This window comes from Shewanella sp. Choline-02u-19 (assembly GCF_002836205.1).
Taxonomy (GTDB): Bacteria; Pseudomonadota; Gammaproteobacteria; order Enterobacterales; family Shewanellaceae; genus Shewanella.
The window spans coordinates 1278798-1300650 of record NZ_PJBE01000013.1 but is presented as its reverse complement, the minus strand read 5'-3'; the positions used below and the strand labels follow the sequence as shown (position 1 = coordinate 1300650).

Below are 21853 nucleotides of genomic sequence, written 5' to 3'. Positions count from 1 at the left end.
TACCAGATAACACCAAAAAAGAAAGCCTTTTCTTGCTCTATCTTTAAGCTACAACATAACGAATTCATGTGCCTAATCGGCATTCAAATGATCGTCTCAATGCGCTAAAAAATTGATATTTAAGTTTTAGAAACGAAACTAATACTGATGTTAATAGTGCTAAAAGTAGAATATGAAAGCAGCCAAAAGGATTTAGTTGGCTAGCAATAGATGGAAGCGAAATGGTGCTAGTTTGGGATTGTTGCGGTATTTGATGACGTTGCTTTTAAGGCAGAGGCTGACGGTATGCAGCGTTGAACACTATGACTGATAATGACTGATAATCCGAAAGACTAAAGGAATAGTCATTATAAAAAAGCCGTAATCATCTTGTATTACGGCTTCCACACTTAGCTGTAAATAACAGTCTCTTAAGTTACCACATCAGGTCGTCTGGAATAACGTAGTCAGCGTAAGGATCATCCGCTTCTACCGCAGTAACATTATCTTCTTGAGTCCATAAGTAACCAATCCAAGCTGGCACTAATAGATTGACTCGCTCAACGAGCTTATGCGGCGCCAAATAACTCACATCTTCATGTCTGATAATGCCAAGGCGTCCATTTAATAGCTGCGCTTGGAGCTTATCATCAACATAAAGAGAGAAAATCTTTTTATCAAAAGTGTAGTTGAATTTAATCTCTGCCGATCTAGATGGTGTGATAGCAAGTTTCTTAAATTCGGTCACTAAACCACGCACAAGCCCTTTTTCAGAGGCTTCTGCAAAACGTTTTTCGTTTAATTGCTTATCTTTTTCAATTTGCGCTAGCTTCTTAGCAGCGATCTCTTGTTTGAGCTCGTCGCTGCCATCATCGACTTTTGCTTTTTTATCACGACGTTTTTGAGTTTTTGTATCTCTTACTTTCTGCTTGCTAACCAAACCAGCCTTAAGTAGCTGTTCCTGAAAAGGATTTGCCATATCTTATTTTCTCTACTTTAACGTTATTTTTGTTTCGCTAATTGACCGATTTCGGCCATCGCCGCGCCAGCACCACCGAGTGACCAGCCACCGTCTACCGGCAATACAGCGCCTGTAATGTAAGACGCCATATCAGAGGCTAAAAACAGTGCTGCGTTGGCGATATCTTCACAACGACCATTGCGCCTTAAAGGAACACCTTTAGCGACATGATTTTGTAATTCTTCTGTTGGTGCTAATCGATTAAAGCCTTCTGTGCCTGCGATGGGGCCCGGCACAATTGAGTTTATTCTAATGCCTTTATTGCCCCACTCAATGGCTAACGTTTTAGTCAGCATATCTACACCCGCTTTTGCAGCACAAACATGGACTTGCATTGCCATAGGGACAAAAGCTTGCGGCGCTGAGATCTGAATGATGGCGCCACCATGTTCTGCCATCAAAGGTAAAGCTTGCTTTAATACTTGAAAACTACCCAGTAAATCAATATCCATCACTGACTTAAAGCCATTTTCTGATAACTTTTCGGCCGAGGCCGGAAAGTTACCCGCAGCGCCACTGACAAGCACGTCAATAACGCTATAAGAAGCGCGAATATAATCAAAACCTAAGGATAATGCGTCTACATCTCGTACATCGAAGCAAGCTCCAATATGGTGACCTTGAGGATTTGTCGCTGATAATTTGGCGACTGCGGCATCGACCTTGTCTTTGCTGCGGCTAGCCACCGCCACGTTAGCCCCTGCTTTTGCAAAACTAAGCGCTATACCTAAATTAATGCCACTGGTGCCACCGACGACAACAACGTTTTTTCCTTGGTAATTAAACATAGAGTGCACTCCACTTGCGGTATAAATGACGGTTAATTATCTAACTAACTTGTAACTTATATGACTGCACTCTTTTATTAAAGCATTTAATTGATACTGTTATGCTATTGACTGATGAATATCATGCAATGCTTTTAACGGATCAGCAGCTTTAGTGATTGGTCGACCTATCACTAAATAATCTGAACCGGCTGCCAATGCTTGTGGTGGCGTCATGACACGATGTTGGTCGCCTTTGTCGCTACCGACAGGTCTAATCCCTGGAGTGATGAGCTTAAACTCTTGGCCAAACTTTGCTTTTAATAAGCTAGATTCGTGCGCAGAACAGACCACGCCGTCGAGCCCGGCTCTTTGAGTTAAAGCTGCCAAGCGTAATACATGTTCCGAAGCCGGGACGTTAATGCCTAGCAATTTAAGCTCTTCATCACTCATTGAGGTTAATACAGTTACAGCGATTAACAGCGGTGCTTTATCACCATAAGTCTCAAGTGCACGCTTAGCGGCTTCCATCATGGCAAGGCCACCGGAGGCATGCACATTGGTCATCCACACACCCAGTTCAGCTGCCGCTGTAACGGCTTTTGCTACCGTGTTGGGGATATCGTGAAACTTCAAATCTAGAAAGAGATCAAAGCCGCGGCTATGAATATCATTAACGATTTGTGGGCCGAACAAAGTAAACATTTCTTTGCCAATCTTAAGTCGGCACATATCAGGATCGAGCTTATCTATTAGCTGCAAAGCATCATTTCTATTATCGTAATCTAAGGCAACCAAAATAGGTTTGTTTGTCATTTTGTCTCCAATCGCTTTGCGTTTGTCATTTGACTAATCGTATTTTTAACGGAGGAGGAAATCACTTTACTCTCCGTCTAACCCTCGAACTCTTTTTATACTTCCCCAATTTTTACAAGAGGGACAGTGCCAATACAGTCGATGGGATGGGAAACCACATTCACTGCAGCGGTATCCAGGCCGAAATTTTATTTGCTGTTCAACAAGTTGCTCAAGCATCGATAAGCTCTTTTTTGCTTGACCATCTTCAGCCTGTTTGACGTGCATTTTCATTAAATGTTGAAAGCTCTTCATTGTTGGATGTCGAATTAAGCCTTCTAGAATGAGTTTCTCTGCATCCTGTTCATTACCTTGAGATATCATATGCTGCGCTAATGTCACCGCAATACTGGCGCCAGCGCCCTTCTCGATAGCTTCTCTTAGGAGCTCTTGATACCCAATACTGTCATCAGTCAGTAAATAAACCTGCTTAGCAATCGTTAAACAATCAGGAAACAGGTCAATGTTGCTGCTAAGCAATTTCTCTATCGATTGCTTACACGCTTTAAAATCTTCTAATTTTAAGTGAAGTTCAGCGAGTGTCAGTAAGGCTCTTCCGCAACTAGCATCAAGCTTAATCGCCGCATGTAAACGCTTAAGTTTAACGGCATCATCATCCGTTTCAGCGGCCAATTCACAATAAAAATGAGCACTGTCATGCTTTAATACTTGCTGGCGTTTACGCTTAAGCTTTTTAATAATGTCGATAGCCTTTTGCCAATCTTTAGTCACTTGGTAAATGGCAATAAGATGAGTTTCTGACTCTTCGCTATGATCGTCTTGGTTTACAAGGTTAATAAAAATTTCTTCAGCGCGATCATAAAAGCCGGCGGCTAAATAATCTTTACCCAACTCCATCATCGCAATATCTCTTTGCTCTGTGGTTAAGCTAGGTCTTGCGATAAGGTTTTGATGAATTCTGATGGAGCGGTCGACTTCGCCGCGTTTTCTAAACAGGGAGCCCAACGAAAGGTGAGTATCTATGGTGTCGTCATCGACATCTAGCATAGATATAAACAGATCAACGGCTTTATCAGACTCATTAGACAGTAAAAAGTTTAAGCCGGTGAAATAATCACGACTCAGCTGTTCTCTCTGATTACTCTGCTTTTGCCTGACACTTCTGCGCCCCATATACCAACCATAACCGGCGGCGATAGGAAGAAGCAGAAAGAGGATTTCTAACATATTAAGCGTCTACTTCCTTTGCTGCGCTTTCAATAACAGCAGTGCTATTATCCGATGTCTTAGTATCGTTTGGATTAGCTGATGCTGCCAACTGTTTTTTTAAACGTCTAATTGAAAACTTAAGACCTGCAATATGATACATCGCAAATATCCAGCTCACTAAAAATCCAGATAGAAATACAAACGCAAGCACGACTGGCAACCTAAATTCACCCTGAGCAACAAAGTAACTGATGGTGACGACTTGTTCGTTCCGAGCGCCAAAAATAAGCGCTATGAAAAAAAAGGCGGCAACTAAAACGGCAATGATGAATGACTTCACGTTAAGCTCCAGACACGTGTTGGTAGGCTTTGATTATCTAAGAAAAAGAGCGAACTAGCTAGTGATACCTAAGTTTTAGATATAAAAAAGCCTCCCGAGGGAGGCTTTTAATACTTTGTAAATTACGCGTTGAGCGCGTCAACACGTTCGCGCAGTTCTTTGCCTGGCTTAAAGTGCGGTACGTACTTGCCTTCCAAATCAACTGATGTTCCAGTCTTAGGATTACGGCCAGTGCGCGGTGCACGATAATGAAGCGAGAAACTACCAAAGCCGCGGATTTCTATGCGATCTCCACCTTCCAATGTCTCGGCCATTTGCTCTAACATCTCTTTAATAGCACTTTCCACTTCTTTCGCAGACAGCTGCGACTGCCTAGTGGCAAGTTTTTCGATCAGTTCGGATTTTGTCATCCTATACCCTCTATTTATCAAGCCAAACACAGTCACCTTTTAGGGGTGCATGCACCCCTGAACTTCAAGGCGATTATTTACGAGCTGCTTTGAACGCTTCAGCCATAGCACTGCTCATGACGTCATCTTCTTGCTTGTTCAAGCTAGCCATTGCTTCTTTCTCTTCAGCTTCATCCTTAGCACGGATAGAAAGGCTGATAGTGCGGTTCTTACGATCCACACCCATGAACTTAGACTCGACTTTGTCACCTACAGAGTAAACTGTTGATGCATCTTCGATACGTTCACGAGAGATATCTGAAACGCGAAGGTAACCTTCAACAGTCTCAGCTAGTTCAATTGTAACACCTTTTGCGTCAACTGCTGTAACAACACCATGTACAACAACACCTTTCTTCTTATCAGCAAGGTATGCATTGAATGGATCGTCTTCAGTTTGCTTAACGCCTAAGCTGATACGCTCGCGTTCTGGGTCAACAGAAAGTACCACTGCGTGGATTTCGTCGCCTTTCTTAAATTCAGCAACTGCGTCTTCGCCAGTACCATTCCAAGAAATATCAGAAAGGTGAACTAGACCGTCGATGCCGCCGTCAAGACCGATGAAGATACCGAAGTCAGTGATTGACTTGATCTTACCAGAAACCTTGTCGCCTTTATTGAAGCGCTCTGCGAAGTCATCCCATGGGTTAACTTTACATTGCTTAAGACCTAGAGAAATACGACGACGCTCTTCATCGATGTCAAGAACTAGAACTTCAACTTCATCACCTAGGTTAACAACCTTTGATGGGTGGATGTTCTTGTTAGTCCAATCCATTTCAGAAACGTGAACAAGACCTTCAACGCCTTCTTCAATTTCAACGAAACAACCGTAGTCTGTTAGGTTAGTTACGCGACCAGTCAAACGTGTGTTTTCTGGGTAGCGTTTGCTGATTTCTAACCATGGATCTTCGCCAAGTTGCTTAAGACCTAGTGATACACGTGTGCGCTCACGGTCGTACTTAAGAACTTTAACGTTGATTTCGTCACCAACATTAACGATTTCTGATGGATGCTTAACACGCTTCCAAGCCATATCAGTGATATGTAGAAGACCATCAACACCGCCAAGATCAACGAATGCACCGTAGTCAGTAAGGTTCTTAACGATACCTTTAACTGATTGACCTTCTTGAAGGTTCTCAAGAAGAGCATCACGCTCTGCGCTGCTTTCAGATTCGATAACTGCACGACGAGAAACAACAACGTTGTTGCGCTTCTGGTCAAGCTTGATAACTTTGAATTCTAATTCTTTGTTTTCTAGGTGAGCTGTATCGCGAACTGGGCGAACGTCAACTAGAGAACCTGGTAGGAATGCACGGATACCGTTTAATTCAACAGTGAAACCGCCTTTAACCTTACCATTGATGACACCGATTACAGTTTCAGCATCTTCGTACGCTTTTTCTAGAACGATCCAAGCTTCGTGACGCTTAGCTTTTTCGCGAGACAATTGAGTCTCACCAAAGCCATCTTCAACAGAGTCGAGAGCAACGTGCACGGTATCGCCAACAGAAATTTCAAGTTCGCCATTGGCGTTCTTGAATTCTTCAGCTGGGATTGGGCTTTCAGACTTAAGACCTGCGTCAACAAGTACAGTACCGTTTTCGATGCGTACAACTACACCAGTTACGATAGAACCTGGACGGAACTCCAAAGTTTCAAGGGATTGTTCAAATAGATCAGCAAAAGATTCAGTCATGTTTAGGTTACTTTCTTTAATAAACCACAGTCCATCCTAGACGCGGAGTCAGTATAATAATTTGCCTCATCCTTGGGGCAAATAGTTAAATACCTGCTTACGCAGGTACTCGAAAACTTTTATGAATATGCGTTAGCGCCATGTCTAACACATCTTCTATAGAAATATCAGTCGTATCGATAATAAGTGCGTCCTCGGCAGGAACCAAAGGTGCGACGCTACGATTCATATCGCGGTCGTCTCGCTCTTTTATCTCAGACAAAAGTTGATCAATTTTAACATCGAAGCCATTGTCCTGCAACTGATTATAGCGTCTTTGCGCTCTTTCCTCTGCCGTAGCAGTTAAAAAAAGTTTCGCCGGTGTTGTTGGGAATACAACAGTTCCCATATCGCGACCATCTGCAATCAATCCCGGTGTCTCAGCAAATGCGCGTTGGCGACGCAACAATGCTTCTCTAACACGTGGAAATGCAGCCACTTTTGATGCCGCATTCGAGCACTCTTGGCTACGTATCGTAATGGATACATCTTCGCCTTCGAGTACCACTTTGATGCCTCTACTTCCATTACCAGTAATGAACTGCACATCTAAATGTGCTGCAAGTAGCGTTAATGATTCTTCATTATCAAGTTCTACGTTGTGATGAATAGCAGCCAATGCTAATACGCGGTAAATTGCACCACTATCTAATAGCTTGTAGCCTAACCTTTCGGCAAGCAATTGACTAATAGTACCTTTTCCCGCACCGCTAGGGCCGTCAACAGTGACAACAGGAGCCCGTTCTAACATAAAATCCTCCACAAGAAATTCAATCTTCCTTGATATAACCGAAAATGAGCGCGCGTATTATAAACCATCTGACACTAGAAAGCGGCATCTAATTCAAATATCCAAGGATCCCATTAAGCAATGGTTCAGACTACTGAAATGAGTCTGAACCAATTAATCAAAGGTATTAGTGCGGAAGCTACTTAGCGAGGGCCTTAAACTGATTAAAATAATCAGGAAAGGTTTTAGAGGTACACTCTGGTTCGTTAATGGTGATACCACAATCGGCAAATGCCAACATAGAAAAGCACATCGCCATTCTGTGGTCATTATAAGTGTCAATATCAGCAGTCTGTAGCTTTGCTGGTGGGGTCACACTAATATAATCATGCCCTTCATCGACAATAGCGCCAACTTTACGCAGCTCTGTCGCCATTGCAGCAAGACGATCGGTTTCTTTAATGCGCCAGTTATAGATATTACGGATATGGGTCGTTCCCTCAGCAAACAAAGCCGCTGTTGCTATTGTCATCGCGGCATCCGGGATATGGTTCATATCGAGATCAACCGCCTTCAGTTTAGAGCCTCGAGCTATAATGTAGTCATCGCCCCACTCTATATCCGCGCCCATTTGTGCGAGGACATCGGCAAACTTAACGTCGCCTTGAATACTGAGCTTACCCACGCCGGTGACTTTAACTTCGCCACCTTTAATCGCGCCAGCCGCAAGAAAGTAAGATGCTGAAGATGCATCACCTTCGACTAAAATTTTTCCAGGTGAGATATAACGCTGACCGGTTTTAATTTCAAAAGAGGCATAATCCTTGTTGGTGACTTTGACACCAAACTGTTCCATCAATGCTAAGGTGATATCAATGTAAGGCTTTGATACTAGCTCGCCTTTAATTTGAATATTAACGTCGCCTTTCGCGAGAGGAGCGACCATTAATAGCGCCGTCAGAAACTGACTAGATAAATCCCCCGCTATCTCTACGTTACCGCCCCTTAGCCCAGTGGCATTGATGGTTAACGGTGGAAAGCCTTCATTTTTCAAATAGGCAACATCAGCTCCCAGTTGGCGCAGTGAATCAACAAGGTCACCAATAGGTCGCTCTTCCATTCTCGGTTCACCCGTCAAGGTAAACTCACCGTTACCCAGCGTCAAAGCGGCGCATAAAGGCCGCATTGCAGTACCTGCATTGCCAAGAAACAGAGTTTGGGCTTTCTCACTGTTGAGTGTGCCCGCAATACCGTCAAGTTCACAAACAGTATTGTTGTTTGATAAACGATAATTCACACCTAGCTGTTTAAGCGATGCGAGCATATATCGAATATCATCAGAGTCGAGTAAATTTGTTAATGTCGTGGTCCCTTCAGCTAGCGTTGCTAGCAATAAAGCGCGATTAGAAATGCTTTTAGATCCAGGGATATTAATAGTCCCGTTGACTTGTTCGATCGGCTCTAAACGTAATTGATTCATTGATAACTTCTTTATATGACTGCAGGAGTCAAACTCACCTGCGGGTTAACAGTAGATGTTCATGCTAAAAGCTTTTTATGTCACCACGACAAAATGACAGCTGGTTTAGCGATTGTTTGAACTTCGTAGTTACAAATTTACTGATTGCTGCGAAGTATTCAACACTTTTCTGCTAAAAAATGCCCTTTAGCTGCTAAATGTTACTCAAGAGGGTGAAACTGAACATTAATAACGGTAAATAAGCTCGCTTGAGGCTGAACTTAGAACAGTGGAATGTTTTTTTGCCACTTTTAATCCACATTCAATTAATCACAAATGCTATTAACTCCCCCCTAATTTACGTTACCCTAGGTTTAACAAAAAATAATAATTAAATTGGGCCAATTAGGCTAATCAACATGAGGTAGATGGAGCTATGTTTAACAAACTGACCGCTATGCCAGCAGACCCGATTTTGGGTCTGCTTACAAAATACCGAGAAGACAACAATGTGCAGAAAGTCGATTTAGGCGTTGGTGTGTACAAAGATGAGACCGGTCACACGCCTATTTTGTCTTGTGTGAAAAAGGCTGAAAAGTACAGGTTGGACACCGAGTCAACTAAAGTTTACATCGGCCCTACCGGTTCTGCTGATTTTAATCGCCTAATGTCAGAGCTTGCTTTTGGCACCGAAAACCCTGCCATTATGGCCAATAGAGTTCGCACTGTATCCACCCCCGGTGGCACAGGCGCCTTAAGAGTCGCGGCGGACTTTATCAAACGTTGTAATCCTAACGCTGTACTGTGGGTTAGCGATCCAACCTGGGCAAATCATACTGGCTTATTTGAAGCGGCAGGCATCACGGTTAAGACCTACCCATATTACGATTATGAGACTAAATCACTCAAGTTCGATGAAATGAAAGCCGCTTTATCTCAAGTGGGGAGTGATGATGTAGTGTTATTGCACGCATGCTGTCATAACCCGAGTGGTATGGATCTGAATCAACAGCAGTGGGATGACATTATTGAGCTGACTGTTGAACAAGGCTTCACTCCGTTAATTGATATGGCTTATCAAGGCTTTGGTGACGGTGTTGATGAAGACGCATATGGCGTTAGAAAAATGGCAGCCAGAGTAGACAACATGATTTTATGTAGCTCTTGCTCTAAAAACTTCGGCCTGTACCGTGAACGTATTGGTGCCTGTTCTATCATAGGTAAAAACGCTGCAGCTAGTGATATTGCGTTTTCAGTGTTGCTGTATGTCGTCCGTTGCATCTATTCAATGCCGCCAGCACATGGTGCAGCTATTGTTGAAACCATTTTAGGTTCTGCAGAATTAAAGCAAGAGTGGCTTGATGAATTAACAGTGATGCGCAATAGAATAAATGGCAATCGCATCATGCTGGTTAACAAGCTAAAAGAGATAGGCGTTACTCGTAACTTTGACTTTATTACTCACCAAAAAGGGATGTTCTCTTTCCTTGGTATTACGCCTGCGCAAGTGGCACAACTTCAAAGCGAATACAGTGTGTATATGGTAGATTCAAGCCGTATTAGCATCGCCGGAATCGGCACTGGAAATGTGGATTACTTAGCAAAGTCGATTGCAAAAATTCTTTAACAGTCAGCCAGCTCAATAAAAAGCCGCTGTTCAGCGGCTTTTTATTACTCAATTTATAAGCTTAAGCATTCTTTTTTGCAAATTCTCGCATAAAACCAACAAGTGCTATAACGCCCTCTAAAGGCATAGCGTTATACAAGCTTGCTCGCATACCACCGACACTACGGTGGCCTTTTAGGGCGACCAAACCAGCATCTTTGGCGGCTTCAAGGAACACACTATCAAGTTCAGTGTTCACCAATTGAAATGTTACATTCATGCGCGAGCGGTTTTCAATTGCAACACCACTGGTATAAAAATCTAGTTCATCAATACATTGATAAAGCAGTTTTGCTTTTTCAATATTAATTTTTTCTATCGCGGCAACACCTCCGCTTGATTGTAGCCAGCTAAAGACCTCTGCAGCCAAATACCAAGCAAATGTTGGCGGGGTGTTATACATAGATCCATGTTTGACGGCCAGTTTATAATCCATGATTGAAGATTGCGGTAAGCTAGGTAGGGCCAGCATATCGTCACGCACAATAACGATACTTAAACCTGACGGACCGATATTTTTCTGGGCGCCAGCATAGATGAGGCTAAACTGGCTAACGTCAATTTTGCGCGATAAGATATTTGAAGACATATCGGCAATCACAGGCCATGGGCTGTTTAATGGTTCAAAAATTTCAATACCATCGACGGTTTCATTAGGGCAATAATGTAAATACCGATAATCTTTATCGATTTGAGATAAATCAGGTAAGACTACAGCATTTTTCCCGGTAGATTTTTCGACGATGTTAATCGTGTCGATGTTCCTGTCGCCGGCGAGTTTTTTTGCCTCATCAACAGCCGCAGAAGACCAACTGCCATCGACTAGATATAAAGCGCGCCCATCTTCACCAAGAAAATTATTAACGACTGCAGAGAACTGACCTCGTCCACCACCATGCATAAAAAGAACATGATAATTTGCTGGGATATCCATTACCGCTCGAAGATCTGTTTCTGCTTGCTCCGTTAATGCAATGAACTCTTTACTGCGATGGCTTATTTCCATCACTGAAGTGCCCATACCGTTCCAATCTAATAATTCTCGTTGTGCTTTTTGCATAACAGCTTGAGGCAACATCGCAGGTCCGGCACAGAAATTATAAATAGCGCTCACAGCATTGTCCTTATATCATTTTCAGCTAACACATTAATAGGATATACAATAATCTACAGTATATCGTAACTAACAGCTGATTAGTGGTTAGAAAAAAATTAGTCATCAAGTAAAAATAGGCCGTTATTTTACGCTAAAACAAAATCAGTAATCACTAGTAAAGTCCTGCTTTTTGAACAACAATAGTAATCTTATATAAGAGTGTGGAGGTGAACATTGTTGCTTATTCATCGTACTGTTTTACACCGTTTGCACGATAAATTTAGCTGAGTTCCTTTAATGATGACTTAAGTTTACATGTTGAGTCGACTAATAAAAATTTGAATATTAGCAATATACCCCTAAATATTTTAGTCGTTATCAATTGTTACTCAGCGCTCATGGAAGTCTCACTTTTAATTGAAATAACACAAATAAATGGTCAACTGGATATTTACATGTTTTTAAAATCAGCCTTTTTCTTCGGCACTATCTCATTATCTTTAAGTGCCTTGCTAAACACTCAACAAGTACAAGCCTCGCAATTTGACACGGTATCAGACAAGTTCAAACAGAGTTTTCATAGTCAATTAAAAAAGAGAAAAGTGCCTGGTGGTGCATTTGTTATTGTCGAAGGCGACAAGATATTAAAGCTCAGCTACTACGGGAAGCGCAGTAAAGGAGGCTCACTAAACGTTAATGCGAATACCGTATTTAGATTAGCATCAGTATCAAAAACCTTTGCTGGCTCTCTCGCGAGTATGTTGGTTCAAGAAAACAAATTGGATTGGAAGCAATCGATAAACGCTTACCTTCCCTCCTTTTCATTAGCGGATCCCAATGGTAGTAAGCAAATTAATTTAGGACATATTATTGGCCAAAGCACGGGGTTAATGCCTAATAGCTACGATAACTTAGTTAATGCTGACGTGAACATAGAAAAAATTATTAGTAAGTTCTCTGAATTAACACCTATGTGTAAACCAGGTGTGTGTTACAGCTATCAAAATGTGGCTTTTTCATTCATCGAGGCCGCTATTGAACAAAAAAGCGGACAAACCTATGAGAGTTACATCAATGAACGAATATTTAGACCATTAAACATGAACACAGCCTCTGTGGGTTTTGAAGCTTTCAAACAAGAAAGCAATAGAGCTGAGCCACATGTAAAGACAAAGTCAGGTTTTAAAAAAGTAAAAGTTAAAGCTAACTATTACAAACTGGCTCCTGCTGTCGGTGTAAACGCCAGTATTACGGATATGTCCAAATGGCTAATCGCTAACTTAGGAGAAAGACCCTCGGTGTTATCTCCTGGTGTCATTGCAGATGTAACGACACCAGGGGTTAAAACCACAAAAGAACTCCGCCGTCGAGATTGGAAGACTTATCTTGATGATGCACATTATGGTAAAGGTTGGCGAGTTTATGAGTTTGACGGTCGCCCACTCATTTATCATGCGGGTTGGGTTGCAGGTTACGTCGCTGAAATTTCCTATTCACCAGAGCTCAATATTGGCATGGTGATGCTATTGAATGGTGAGTCTAGAGTCATCGCAAAATTAAGTGCTACCTTTTGGCACGACGTATTTAAACAGCAAAAGTAATGCAGGCCATAAATCATCTTGATTGTATTAAACAAAATGTATAAACAACAGAACTAAAAAAGGATGCCAATTGGCATCCTTTTTATTGACTTAAACAACCGCGTTATGCGTCGTCTTCAGGTTTCTCATCTGTCGCTGGAGCTTCAGTTGTAGCCTCGGTATCAAGCGCTTCAGTGATGATTGGGTTTCCCTCTTCATCAAGCTCAACATCTTCATCTTGTATCTCATCAATACGCTGGAGACCAACAACTTTCTCGTCATCAGCAGTACGGATAATCGTTACACCTTGTGTATTACGACCAATACTTGATACGCCAGTAGCCGGAGTACGCACTAAGGTGCCTTTGTCACTAATCAACATGATTTCATCATTGTCGCCAACTTGCACAGCACCAACTACAGCACCATTACGGTCGCTGACTTTAATTGAAACCACACCTTTAGTGCCACGACTCTTAGCCGGATACTCAGATAACGCAGTTCGTTTACCGTAACCGTTCTCTGTCACCGTTAGAATCGCACCATCTTCTTTAGGTACAATCAATGATACAACAGACTGGCCTGCTTCAAGTTTAATACCGCGAACACCGGTAGCAGTGCGCCCCATAGCACGTAACGCGATAATCTCTTCGCCGGTTTCCGGATCAATTTTAACTTCACCCGTTTCTGCATTCCGCGCTTTCTCGTTGAAGCGAACCACTTTACCTTCATTAGAGAACAGCATGATGTCGTCATTACCATCGGTAATATCTACACCAATTAACTGATCGCCATCTTTAAGGTTCACCGCGATAATACCGTTAGCACGTGGATTGCTGTATGCCGTTAACGCTGTCTTCTTAACCGTACCGTGTGACGTCGCCATGATAATGTACTTATCATCTGCGTATTCACGTACAGGCAAGATTGCAGTGATGCGCTCACCTTCTGATAACGGTAGCAGGTTCACAATTGGACGACCACGAGCAGTTCTGCTTGCTAGTGGTAATTGATAAACCTTAAGCCAGTACATCTTACCAAAATCTGAGAAGCATAAAATCGTATCGTGGGTATTGGCAACCAAAAGCTTTTCAACGAAATCTTCGTCCTTCACTTTAGTTGCTGCTTTACCTTTACCACCACGACGCTGCGCTTGATAATCACTTAACACTTGGTATTTCGCATAACCAAGATGAGAAAGCGTAACAACAACATCTTCTTCGTTAATAAGATCTTCAAGACTCATATCAACTTCGTTAGCATTGATAACCGTACGGCGTTTATCACCAAAGTTCTCTAATACTTCATGAAGCTCTTCAGTGATGATCTCCATCAGACGTTGTGGGCTGCTTAGAATAAGAAGTAGCGCTGCAATAACTTCAAGTAGCTCTTCATATTCAGCAATGATCTTGTCATGTTCTAGACCCGTTAGACGGTGCAGACGTAGCTCAAGGATGGCTTGTGCTTGTTGCTCAGTCAGATAATACTTGTCATCACGGATACCATATTCTGGTTCTAACCATTCAGGACGAGCAGCATCATCACCGGCCTTTTCGAGCATGCCTTTAACATGACCGAGCTCCCATCCCTGTGCAATCAGCTTAACTTTGGCTTCAGCAGGAGTAGGTGACGCTTTAATTAGCGCAATAATAGGGTCAATGTTTGCAAGTGCAACGGCGAGAGCTTCCAAAAGATGAGCTCTTTCACGTGCTTTACGAAGTTCAAATACGGTACGACGAGTAACCACTTCACGACGGTGAAGGATAAAGCACTCTAGCATCTCTTTAAGGTTAAATAGTTTTGGCTGACCATTCGTCAACGCAACCATATTGATACCAAAAGAGCACTGCATTTGTGTTTGAGCATATAGGTTGTTAAGTACAACCTCGCCTACTTCACCACGCTTGATCTCAATGACAATACGCATGCCGTCTTTATCAGACTCATCACGTAGGCCACTAATGCCTTCAATCTTTTTATCTTTAACAAGCTCTGCAATCTTTTCGATTAAGCGCGCTTTGTTAACTTGATAAGGAATTTCATGAACAATAATTCGCTCACGTCCATTCTCTTCGGTTTCGACTTCAGCAAGGGCACGCATAATGGCGCGACCACGGCCCGTGTTATAAGCATCAATAATGCCTTTACGACCGTTAATGATTGCTGCAGTAGGGAAATCTGGACCAGGAATGTACTCCATCAACTGTTCAATTGATAAAGCCGGATCTTCAATCAGCGCTAAACAACCTGCAATCACTTCACTCATATTATGAGGTGGAATGTTAGTTGCCATACCGACCGCAATACCTGATGAACCGTTAACAAGTAACGTAGGAATGCGCGTAGGCAATACAGCAGGAATAAACTCAGTACCATCATAGTTAGGTACAAAGTCAACAGTCTCTTTTTCAAGATCCGCTAATAATTGATGCGCAACTTTATCCATGCGGATTTCGGTATAACGCATTGCTGCCGCAGCATCACCATCGACAGAACCAAAGTTACCTTGGCCATCGATAAGTGGATATCTCATTGAGAATGGCTGTGCCAGACGAACAATAGTGTCATATACCGCTGTATCACCATGTGGATGATATTTACCGATAACGTCACCAACGACACGAGCAGACTTTTTATAAGGCTTGTTCCAGTCGTTTTTCAATTCACTCATGGCGAACAATACGCGGCGATGAACAGGCTTTAAGCCATCACGAACATCGGGCAGTGCCCGTCCTACAATTACGCTCATGGCGTAATCTAGGTATGAATTTTTTAATTCGTCTTCAATATTAATTGGTGTTATAGATGAAGCCAGATCAGTCATAAACCGCTCGATCCCTTGAAATTTAGCACGCAATCCTTACAGATAAGAATAGTCATGCTTGAAAACGTGATTTGGCATTCTAACACAGTTATTTGACGGCGCTAGACCCAATACAGCATTCATTTACTATATGAAGTAATAGGCAATACTATTGATTAAAATCAAGGCATAAGTGTATTTTTTGGTCACTTTTAATGATTCCTGAGAAACGACGCGATATCCGCTTTGTTTATTGGCACTAATCATTATAATGAGCACAAAAGACGAATTAATCGATCTGAGGTAATTAATAGTGCAAAACAATCATAATGTCGATCCTGAAGAGATTGCTAAATTTGAAAAAATGGCCGCCACTTGGTGGGATCTAAACGGTGAATTCAAGCCTCTGCACAATTTAAATCCACTTCGCCTCAATTATATAGATCAAACCGCTGGTGGCATTTTTGGCAAGAACGTACTTGATGTTGGTTGCGGTGGCGGTATCTTGTCTGAAAGCATGGCGCGTATCGGCGCAAACGTGACCGGTTTAGATATGGGTGATGAGCCACTCGACGTCGCTCGTTTACATGCATTAGAAATGGGTGTCTCGGTAAACTATATAAAGAACACCGCAGAAAATCATCGCGATGAGCACAGACAACAATATGATGTCATTACGTGTATGGAGATGCTCGAGCATGTACCCGATCCAAGCTCAGTGATCCAAGCCTGCGCAGATATGGTAAAACCGGGTGGCTTTGTTTTCTTCTCTACTATTAATAGAAATATGAGAGCTTATGTCGAAACAATCCTCGGCGCAGAATATTTGCTGAAAATGTTACCTGTTGGCACTCATGACCACAAAAAGTTCATTAAGCCTTCTGAACTCATTGCACTTGCGGATAACGCCGAGCTTATCTGTAATGATGCCGTAGGGATAACCTACAACCCTATTACGGATGTGTTTAAGTATACTAAAAGCTTAGAAGTCAATTATATGATTACCACAGTAAAGAATGACTGACAGTAACCCTTCTACAAAGCACCGTGCCATTAAAGCGGTGCTTTTTGATCTTGATGGCACACTTGCAGACACCGCTCCGGATATGGTTGATGCGCTAAATATCAGCCTGACCCAATTTGGTTACTCGACAGTCACCTTAAGTCAACAGCGTAATCACGCATCTCATGGCAGCTTAGCCATGGTTCGCGCTGCACTTCCTAATGCCAATGATGATATTCAACGACAAGTACAATTGGCGCTGCTAGAGAATTATGAAAAGGTTAATGGTAACAACTGTGACTTATTCCCTGGGCTGTGGCCTTTTCTTAGCTTGTTAAAGCTTAATGATATTCCCTACGGCGTGGTCACCAATAAGCCTGCTCGTTTTACTCGGCCACTGCTGATTAAATTAGGCCTAGACAAACAGATGCCTGCCATTGTGAGTGGCGATTCAACACTTTATTCAAAACCTCATACCGCCCCTATGCTACTGGCGGCTCAGCAAATCGGTGTAAGTTGCCAACATATTCTTTATCTGGGCGATGCAGAAAGAGACATGGTTGCTGCTCGAGCAGCCAATATGCAAGCTGGCTTAGCAGCGTGGGGTTATATCGCGCCCAACGATGATATTAATGCCTGGCCAACTGACATTTGCTTTGCTAACTCAGATGAGCTGATGAAATGGTTCACGCTTCAGCTTAATGACTGAGTTATATTATCAGTATATTGATAAGTGAAGATCGCTCAAGGATCCTGCGATCTTCAAATCCATTTTTGGCTGTATAAATATTCATCTTCCGCTAGGAACCCAAATCAAAACAAGCTTTAAGGGTTAGCTGTTACTAACTGTCAAAATTATCCTCAAGATATCCACAACTTGTTCCCAGAATTCGTACTTGCAAATAACCCCGAACCTCACTATCTTGTACCTAAGAAATTTAAAAACACCATATATTGTGTGTAAGTGGCAATCAGAGACACTATTTAGCAGTTTGTGTCAATAAATTGGAAGCCACTGTTTTACGGTTTCGTTTGGATTGTTTACAGGGAAATGTACGGTGCACCTATGCAGGTCACTTTCATCAATATAAGAACCAAGGTTTATCTTTAATGAATAGTAATATGACAGTCACAAAACGCAGTGGCGAACGTGAGACAATCGATCTCGAAAAAATCCATCGTGTTATTGAATGGGCGGCAAAGGGACTGACTAATGTCTCGGTGTCTGAAGTTGAACTACGTTCTCACCTACAGTTTTTCGAAGGGATCCCAACTGAAGCGATCCACGAGACTATCATTAAAGCCGCTGCAGACTTAATTTCCCCCGAGTCACCTGACTATCAGTTTTTATCTGCAAGATTGGCCATTTTCCATCTTCGTAAAAAGGCGTTTGGTCAGTTTGAACCACCAAAACTTTACGAACATGTCGTTCACTTAGTAGAACTGGGCAAGTACGATGCCCACATACTGCAGGACTATAGCCGCGAAGAGATCGATATATTAGGTAGCTACATTGATCATTGGCGTGACATGAACTTCTCTTATGCAGCCGTTAAGCAGTTAGAAGGTAAGTATTTAGTTCAAAACCGTGTCACTCATGAAATTTATGAAAGTGCACAGTTTCTTTATATTTTGGTTGCTGCGTGTTTATTTGCTAAATATCCAAAAGAAACACGTCTTAAGTACGTAAAAGATTTTTACGATGCAACATCGACGTTTAAGATTTCACTACCCACACCGATTATGGCGGGTGTGCGTACACCAACACGCCAATTCAGCTCTTGCGTGCTAATTGAATGTGGTGACAGCTTAGATTCAATTAATGCCACTGCATCTTCAATCGTTAAATACGTCTCTCAGCGAGCTGGGATTGGTGTGAATGCCGGTCGAATTCGCGCGCTAGGTAGCCCTATTCGTGGTGGTGAAGCATTCCACACCGGTTGTTTACCGTTTTATAAGTATTTCCAAACCGCTGTCAAATCGTGCTCACAAGGCGGCGTACGCGGCGGTGCTGCCACCCTCTTCTACCCTATGTGGCATCTAGAAGTTGAATCGTTACTGGTACTTAAGAATAACCGTGGCGTAGATGACAACCGTATTCGTCACCTAGATTACGGCGTGCAAATTAATAAGCTGATGTACCAGCGCCTTATCCAAGGTGGCATGATTAGCTTGTTCAGCCCATCAGATGTGCCTGGCATGTACGATGCGTTCTTTGAAGATCAAGATGAATTTGAACGTCTCTACCTTAAATATGAAGCTGACGAGAGTATCCGTAAGCAACAAATTAAAGCCGTTGAACTGTTTTCATTGATGATGCAAGAGCGTGCCTCTACGGGTCGTATCTATATTCAAAACGTGGATCACTGCAACACGCACAGTCCATTTGATTCAAAAGTAGCGCCAATCCGTCAATCTAACTTATGTTTAGAAATAGCGCTGCCGACTAAGCCATTGAACAACATCAATGATCCTGACGGTGAAATTGCCCTTTGTACGCTTTCAGCGTTGAACTTAGGCGCGATTAAAAAGCTTGAAGAGCTAGAGCCATTGGCAGATCTTGCCGTACGAGCACTGGATAACTTATTAGACTATCAAGATTATCCGATTATCTCTGCTGAAAAAGCATCGATGAATCGTCGTACTTTAGGGATCGGAGTTATCAACTTCGCTAACTATCTCGCGAAAGAAGGTGTGCGCTATTCAGATGGTTCAGCAAATGGTCTTACCCATAAGACATTTGAAGCAATCCAGTACTATCTATTGAAAGCGTCAATGAACTTGGCTAAAGAGCAAGGGGCTTGCCCAGCGTTCCACGAAACCACGTATTCGAAAGGGATCTTACCTATCGATACCTATAAGCGTGACTTGGACAAAATCTGTGACGAGCCATTGCATATGGATTGGGAAACGCTGCGTGAAGAGATTAAAACTCACGGACTGCGTAACTCTACCCTTTCGGCATTAATGCCGTCAGAGACCTCTTCGCAGATCTCTAACGCCACTAACGGCATTGAGCCACCGCGCGGTCTCATCAGCGTTAAAGCCAGTAAAGATGGTCAATTAAAGCAAGTTGTTCCTGACTTTGAAAAATATCAGCATAGTTATGAACTATTGTGGCAGATGCCTAATAACGATGGTTACATACAGTTAGTCGGTTTAATGCAGAAGTTTGTTGATCAATCTATTTCAGCTAACACCAACTACGACCCATCTCGTTTTGAGGGTGGAAGAGTGCCAATGAAGGTACTGCTGAAAGACTTATTGACTGCTTATAAATACGGTGTGAAGACACTTTACTATCACAATACTCGTGATGGTGCTTCAGATAATCATGATGACATTACTTCCGTTGAAGTAGAAGATGACAGCTGCGAAGGCGGCGCATGTAAAATCTAGTCTCGAGCAGTTATTCATGAGTATTAAACGTTAATTAAAGGGGGCAAAGCCCCCATTATCGGAAGATAGAAAAATGGCCTATTCTACATTTTGTCAAACACCTAACAATGCACTGCTTGAACCTATGTTTCTTGGGCAGTCAGTTAACGTTGCGCGTTATGACCAACAGAAATATGAAGTATTTGAAAAACTGATTGAAAAACAGCTTTCATTCTTTTGGCGCCCTGAAGAAGTTGACGTCAGCAAAGATAAAATAGATTACGCTGCACTGCCTGAGCATGAAAAGCATATTTTCATTTCGAACTTAAAATATCAGACTCTACTTGATTCAATTCAAGGACGTTCACCCAACGTCGCATTTTTACCGTTAGTATCTCTGCCTGAATTAGAGACATGGATTGAGACATGGTCGTTTTCAGAAACGATTCATTCGCGCTCATACACTCATATCATCCGTAATATCGTTAATGATCCATCGGTTGTTTTTGACGATATCGTTGAGAATAAAGAGATCCTTAAGCGAGCAACTGACATTGCAGCTTATTACGACGAGCTCATCATACTTAGCCAAGCATTCCACTTACACGGTGAAGGTAGCCATCAAATTAATGGCGAAACTGTTGAAGTCACTAAGCGAGAAATAAAGAAAGCACTCTACTTATGTATGGTGTCTGTTAACGTGCTTGAAGCCATTCGTTTCTATGTTAGTTTTGCTTGCTCGTTTGCATTTGCAGAGCGCAACGTTATGGAAGGTAATGCAAAAATCATTCGCCTAATTGCCCGCGATGAAGCATTGCACTTGAACAGCACGCAACACATTTTAAAAATCATGCATGCAGGTAAAGATGATCCTGAAATGGCAGAGATAGCTAAAGAGTGCAAGCAAACTGCCATCGACATTTTTGTCAAAGCTGCAGAGCAAGAAAAAGAGTGGGCTAAATACCTGTTCAAAGACGGTTCAATGATTGGCTTAAATGAACACATCCTTTGTCAGTACGTCGAGTACATTACTAACGAACGTATGAAGTCAGTTAACTTTGAATCACCGTACGCTGAGATAACTAACCCACTTCCATGGATGAAGAACTGGCTCGAGAGTGACGCGGTTCAGGTGGCACCTCAAGAAGTTGAAGTTTCATCATACTTAGTTGGCCAAATCGATTCTTCTATTGATGAAGATGAGTTTTTAGACTTTGACCTTTAAGCATCTCAGCTTAAAAAAAGCCCCCATCGTTAGCCTACAAGGCCAACCGGTGCTGTTGTTTAATCAACAGCACCTGACCTTGCTTGAAGCATTAGAGCAGAAAAAAGTGAAGACTTTTTCTGAATGCCGAAATGGATTTTGTGGGCAATGCAAAACTAAAGTGATTAGTGGTTCCGTTAGCTATATAACTGAACCGCTAGTGACATTAGAAGCAGACGAATGTCTGCCATGTTGTTGTATTCCAACGACCGATATAAATTTAGAACTTTCAGGGGAAGGTGCGGAAGTCGTTGTTAGAGCACCCAAACGTAAGCAACCTGAAACTCACGAATCTATAGATTAACAGCAACAGTTTAGATTGCAGAGAGTCATGACCGCAGTTTTATGTCATTAATCTCTGCAGTTCATTTATTTCAGTGCATAACGCACTACCCTACCCAGACATTAAACACTCCGTTAGTATGCACCAGTGAACACTAGAGCTTCATCAATGCTCGACATATCAAACTATAGACTCCTCCAAGCTTTCTATAACCTAACATGCCCCGCTAATACCCGACTCCCTCTACTTCTCCGTATGCTCTCGTGCGT

General features: G+C 42.4%; 18 protein-coding genes. 7 read left to right on the top strand and 11 right to left on the bottom strand.

Annotated features, from left to right (window positions below):
- Nucleotides 1-415: 415 nt before the first annotated feature.
- The 9 genes from CXF83_RS12440 to aroA all read right to left on the bottom strand — a co-directional run bounded on the left by CXF83_RS12440 (nt 416) and on the right by aroA (nt 8532).
- Nucleotides 416-958 (bottom strand): DUF2058 domain-containing protein, encoded by a 543-nt coding sequence (locus CXF83_RS12440; RefSeq protein WP_101090224.1) that lies wholly within the window; start codon nt 956-958, stop codon nt 416-418.
- Between the two features lie 23 nt (nt 959-981).
- Nucleotides 982-1788, bottom strand: coding sequence for an SDR family oxidoreductase (locus CXF83_RS12435; protein WP_101090225.1), 807 nt, complete (start codon nt 1786-1788; stop codon nt 982-984).
- Nucleotides 1789-1887: 99 nt separating this feature from the next.
- Nucleotides 1888-2583 carry an orotidine-5'-phosphate decarboxylase gene (gene pyrF, locus CXF83_RS12430; protein ID WP_101090226.1) on the bottom strand — a complete coding sequence of 232 codons (696 nt, stop codon included), beginning with the start codon at nt 2581-2583 and terminating at the stop codon, nt 1888-1890.
- A 66-nt stretch (nt 2584-2649) separates the two neighbouring features.
- Nucleotides 2650-3810, bottom strand: a complete 1161-nt coding sequence (gene lapB / locus CXF83_RS12425) for a lipopolysaccharide assembly protein LapB (protein ID WP_101090227.1) — start codon at nt 3808-3810, stop codon at nt 2650-2652.
- Between the two features lies 1 nt (nt 3811).
- The gene (locus CXF83_RS12420; protein ID WP_101090228.1) at nt 3812-4132 is read right to left on the bottom strand and encodes a LapA family protein; all 321 of its coding nucleotides are present in this window, start codon (nt 4130-4132) and stop codon (nt 3812-3814) included.
- Nucleotides 4133-4254: 122 nt separating this feature from the next.
- Nucleotides 4255-4542, bottom strand: a complete 288-nt coding sequence (gene ihfB / locus CXF83_RS12415) for an integration host factor subunit beta (protein WP_101090229.1) — start codon at nt 4540-4542, stop codon at nt 4255-4257.
- Between the two features lie 73 nt (nt 4543-4615).
- Nucleotides 4616-6283 carry a 30S ribosomal protein S1 gene (gene rpsA, locus CXF83_RS12410; RefSeq protein WP_101090230.1) on the bottom strand — a complete coding sequence of 556 codons (1668 nt, stop codon included), beginning with the start codon at nt 6281-6283 and terminating at the stop codon, nt 4616-4618.
- A gap of 97 nt (nt 6284-6380) precedes the next feature.
- Nucleotides 6381-7073 (bottom strand): (d)CMP kinase, encoded by a 693-nt coding sequence (cmk, locus tag CXF83_RS12405; RefSeq protein WP_101090231.1) that lies wholly within the window; start codon nt 7071-7073, stop codon nt 6381-6383.
- A gap of 178 nt (nt 7074-7251) precedes the next feature.
- Nucleotides 7252-8532, bottom strand: coding sequence for a 3-phosphoshikimate 1-carboxyvinyltransferase (gene aroA / locus CXF83_RS12400; RefSeq protein ID WP_101090232.1), 1281 nt, complete (start codon nt 8530-8532; stop codon nt 7252-7254).
- 415 nt (nt 8533-8947) lie between these two features.
- Between aroA and CXF83_RS12395 the strand changes: the two genes are divergently transcribed.
- Nucleotides 8948-10138, top strand: coding sequence for an amino acid aminotransferase (locus tag CXF83_RS12395; RefSeq protein WP_101090233.1), 1191 nt, complete (start codon nt 8948-8950; stop codon nt 10136-10138).
- 61 nt (nt 10139-10199) lie between these two features.
- Here CXF83_RS12395 and serC read toward each other — a convergent pair whose 3' ends face one another.
- Nucleotides 10200-11291: a 3-phosphoserine/phosphohydroxythreonine transaminase gene (serC, locus tag CXF83_RS12390; RefSeq protein ID WP_101090234.1), complete on the bottom strand. Its 1092-nt coding sequence runs from the start codon at nt 11289-11291 to the stop codon at nt 10200-10202.
- Between the two features lie 437 nt (nt 11292-11728).
- Between serC and CXF83_RS12385 the strand changes: the two genes are divergently transcribed.
- On the top strand, nt 11729-12874 hold the full coding sequence (locus CXF83_RS12385) for a serine hydrolase domain-containing protein (RefSeq protein ID WP_101090235.1): 1146 nt from the start codon (nt 11729-11731) through the stop codon (nt 12872-12874).
- 103 nt (nt 12875-12977) lie between these two features.
- Here CXF83_RS12385 and gyrA read toward each other — a convergent pair whose 3' ends face one another.
- Nucleotides 12978-15677: a DNA gyrase subunit A gene (gene gyrA / locus CXF83_RS12380; RefSeq protein WP_101090236.1), complete on the bottom strand. Its 2700-nt coding sequence runs from the start codon at nt 15675-15677 to the stop codon at nt 12978-12980.
- A 292-nt stretch (nt 15678-15969) separates the two neighbouring features.
- On the opposite strand from gyrA, the gene ubiG reads away from it, so the two are divergent.
- The 5 genes from ubiG (at nt 15970) to yfaE (ending at nt 21605) form a co-directional block, all read left to right on the top strand.
- The gene (ubiG, locus tag CXF83_RS12375; protein WP_101090237.1) at nt 15970-16680 is read left to right on the top strand and encodes a bifunctional 2-polyprenyl-6-hydroxyphenol methylase/3-demethylubiquinol 3-O-methyltransferase UbiG; all 711 of its coding nucleotides are present in this window, start codon (nt 15970-15972) and stop codon (nt 16678-16680) included.
- Nucleotides 16673-17368 carry an HAD family hydrolase gene (locus CXF83_RS12370; RefSeq protein WP_101090238.1) on the top strand — a complete coding sequence of 232 codons (696 nt, stop codon included), beginning with the start codon at nt 16673-16675 and terminating at the stop codon, nt 17366-17368. The genes ubiG and CXF83_RS12370 overlap by 8 nt, the downstream gene beginning before the upstream one ends.
- Nucleotides 17369-17769: 401 nt before the next feature.
- Complete coding sequence (nrdA, locus tag CXF83_RS12365) at nt 17770-20058, top strand: class 1a ribonucleoside-diphosphate reductase subunit alpha (RefSeq protein ID WP_101090239.1); 2289 nt, start codon at nt 17770-17772, stop codon at nt 20056-20058.
- Between the two features lie 73 nt (nt 20059-20131).
- The gene (gene nrdB, locus CXF83_RS12360; protein WP_101090240.1) at nt 20132-21262 is read left to right on the top strand and encodes a class Ia ribonucleoside-diphosphate reductase subunit beta; all 1131 of its coding nucleotides are present in this window, start codon (nt 20132-20134) and stop codon (nt 21260-21262) included.
- Nucleotides 21252-21605, top strand: coding sequence for a class I ribonucleotide reductase maintenance protein YfaE (gene yfaE, locus CXF83_RS12355; RefSeq protein WP_101090241.1), 354 nt, complete (start codon nt 21252-21254; stop codon nt 21603-21605). The genes nrdB and yfaE overlap by 11 nt, the downstream gene beginning before the upstream one ends.
- Nucleotides 21606-21853 lie beyond the last annotated feature (248 nt).

Coding starts and splice junctions, on each gene's coding strand:
- CXF83_RS12440 (WP_101090224.1), bottom strand. CDS start 958: ATGGCAAATCCTTTTCAGGAACAGCTACTTAAGGCTGGTTTGGTTAGC.
- CXF83_RS12435 (WP_101090225.1), bottom strand. CDS start 1,788: ATGTTTAATTACCAAGGAAAAAACGTTGTTGTCGTCGGTGGCACCAGT.
- pyrF (WP_101090226.1), bottom strand. CDS start 2,583: ATGACAAACAAACCTATTTTGGTTGCCTTAGATTACGATAATAGAAAT.
- lapB (WP_101090227.1), bottom strand. CDS start 3,810: ATGTTAGAAATCCTCTTTCTGCTTCTTCCTATCGCCGCCGGTTATGGT.
- ihfB (WP_101090229.1), bottom strand. CDS start 4,542: ATGACAAAATCCGAACTGATCGAAAAACTTGCCACTAGGCAGTCGCAG.
- rpsA (WP_101090230.1), bottom strand. CDS start 6,283: ATGACTGAATCTTTTGCTGATCTATTTGAACAATCCCTTGAAACTTTG.
- cmk (WP_101090231.1), bottom strand. CDS start 7,073: ATGTTAGAACGGGCTCCTGTTGTCACTGTTGACGGCCCTAGCGGTGCG.
- aroA (WP_101090232.1), bottom strand. CDS start 8,532: ATGAATCAATTACGTTTAGAGCCGATCGAACAAGTCAACGGGACTATT.
- CXF83_RS12395 (WP_101090233.1), top strand. CDS start 8,948: ATGTTTAACAAACTGACCGCTATGCCAGCAGACCCGATTTTGGGTCTG.
- CXF83_RS12385 (WP_101090235.1), top strand. CDS start 11,729: ATGTTTTTAAAATCAGCCTTTTTCTTCGGCACTATCTCATTATCTTTA.
- gyrA (WP_101090236.1), bottom strand. CDS start 15,677: ATGACTGATCTGGCTTCATCTATAACACCAATTAATATTGAAGACGAA.
- CXF83_RS12370 (WP_101090238.1), top strand. CDS start 16,673: ATGACTGACAGTAACCCTTCTACAAAGCACCGTGCCATTAAAGCGGTG.
- nrdA (WP_101090239.1), top strand. CDS start 17,770: ATGAATAGTAATATGACAGTCACAAAACGCAGTGGCGAACGTGAGACA.
- nrdB (WP_101090240.1), top strand. CDS start 20,132: ATGGCCTATTCTACATTTTGTCAAACACCTAACAATGCACTGCTTGAA.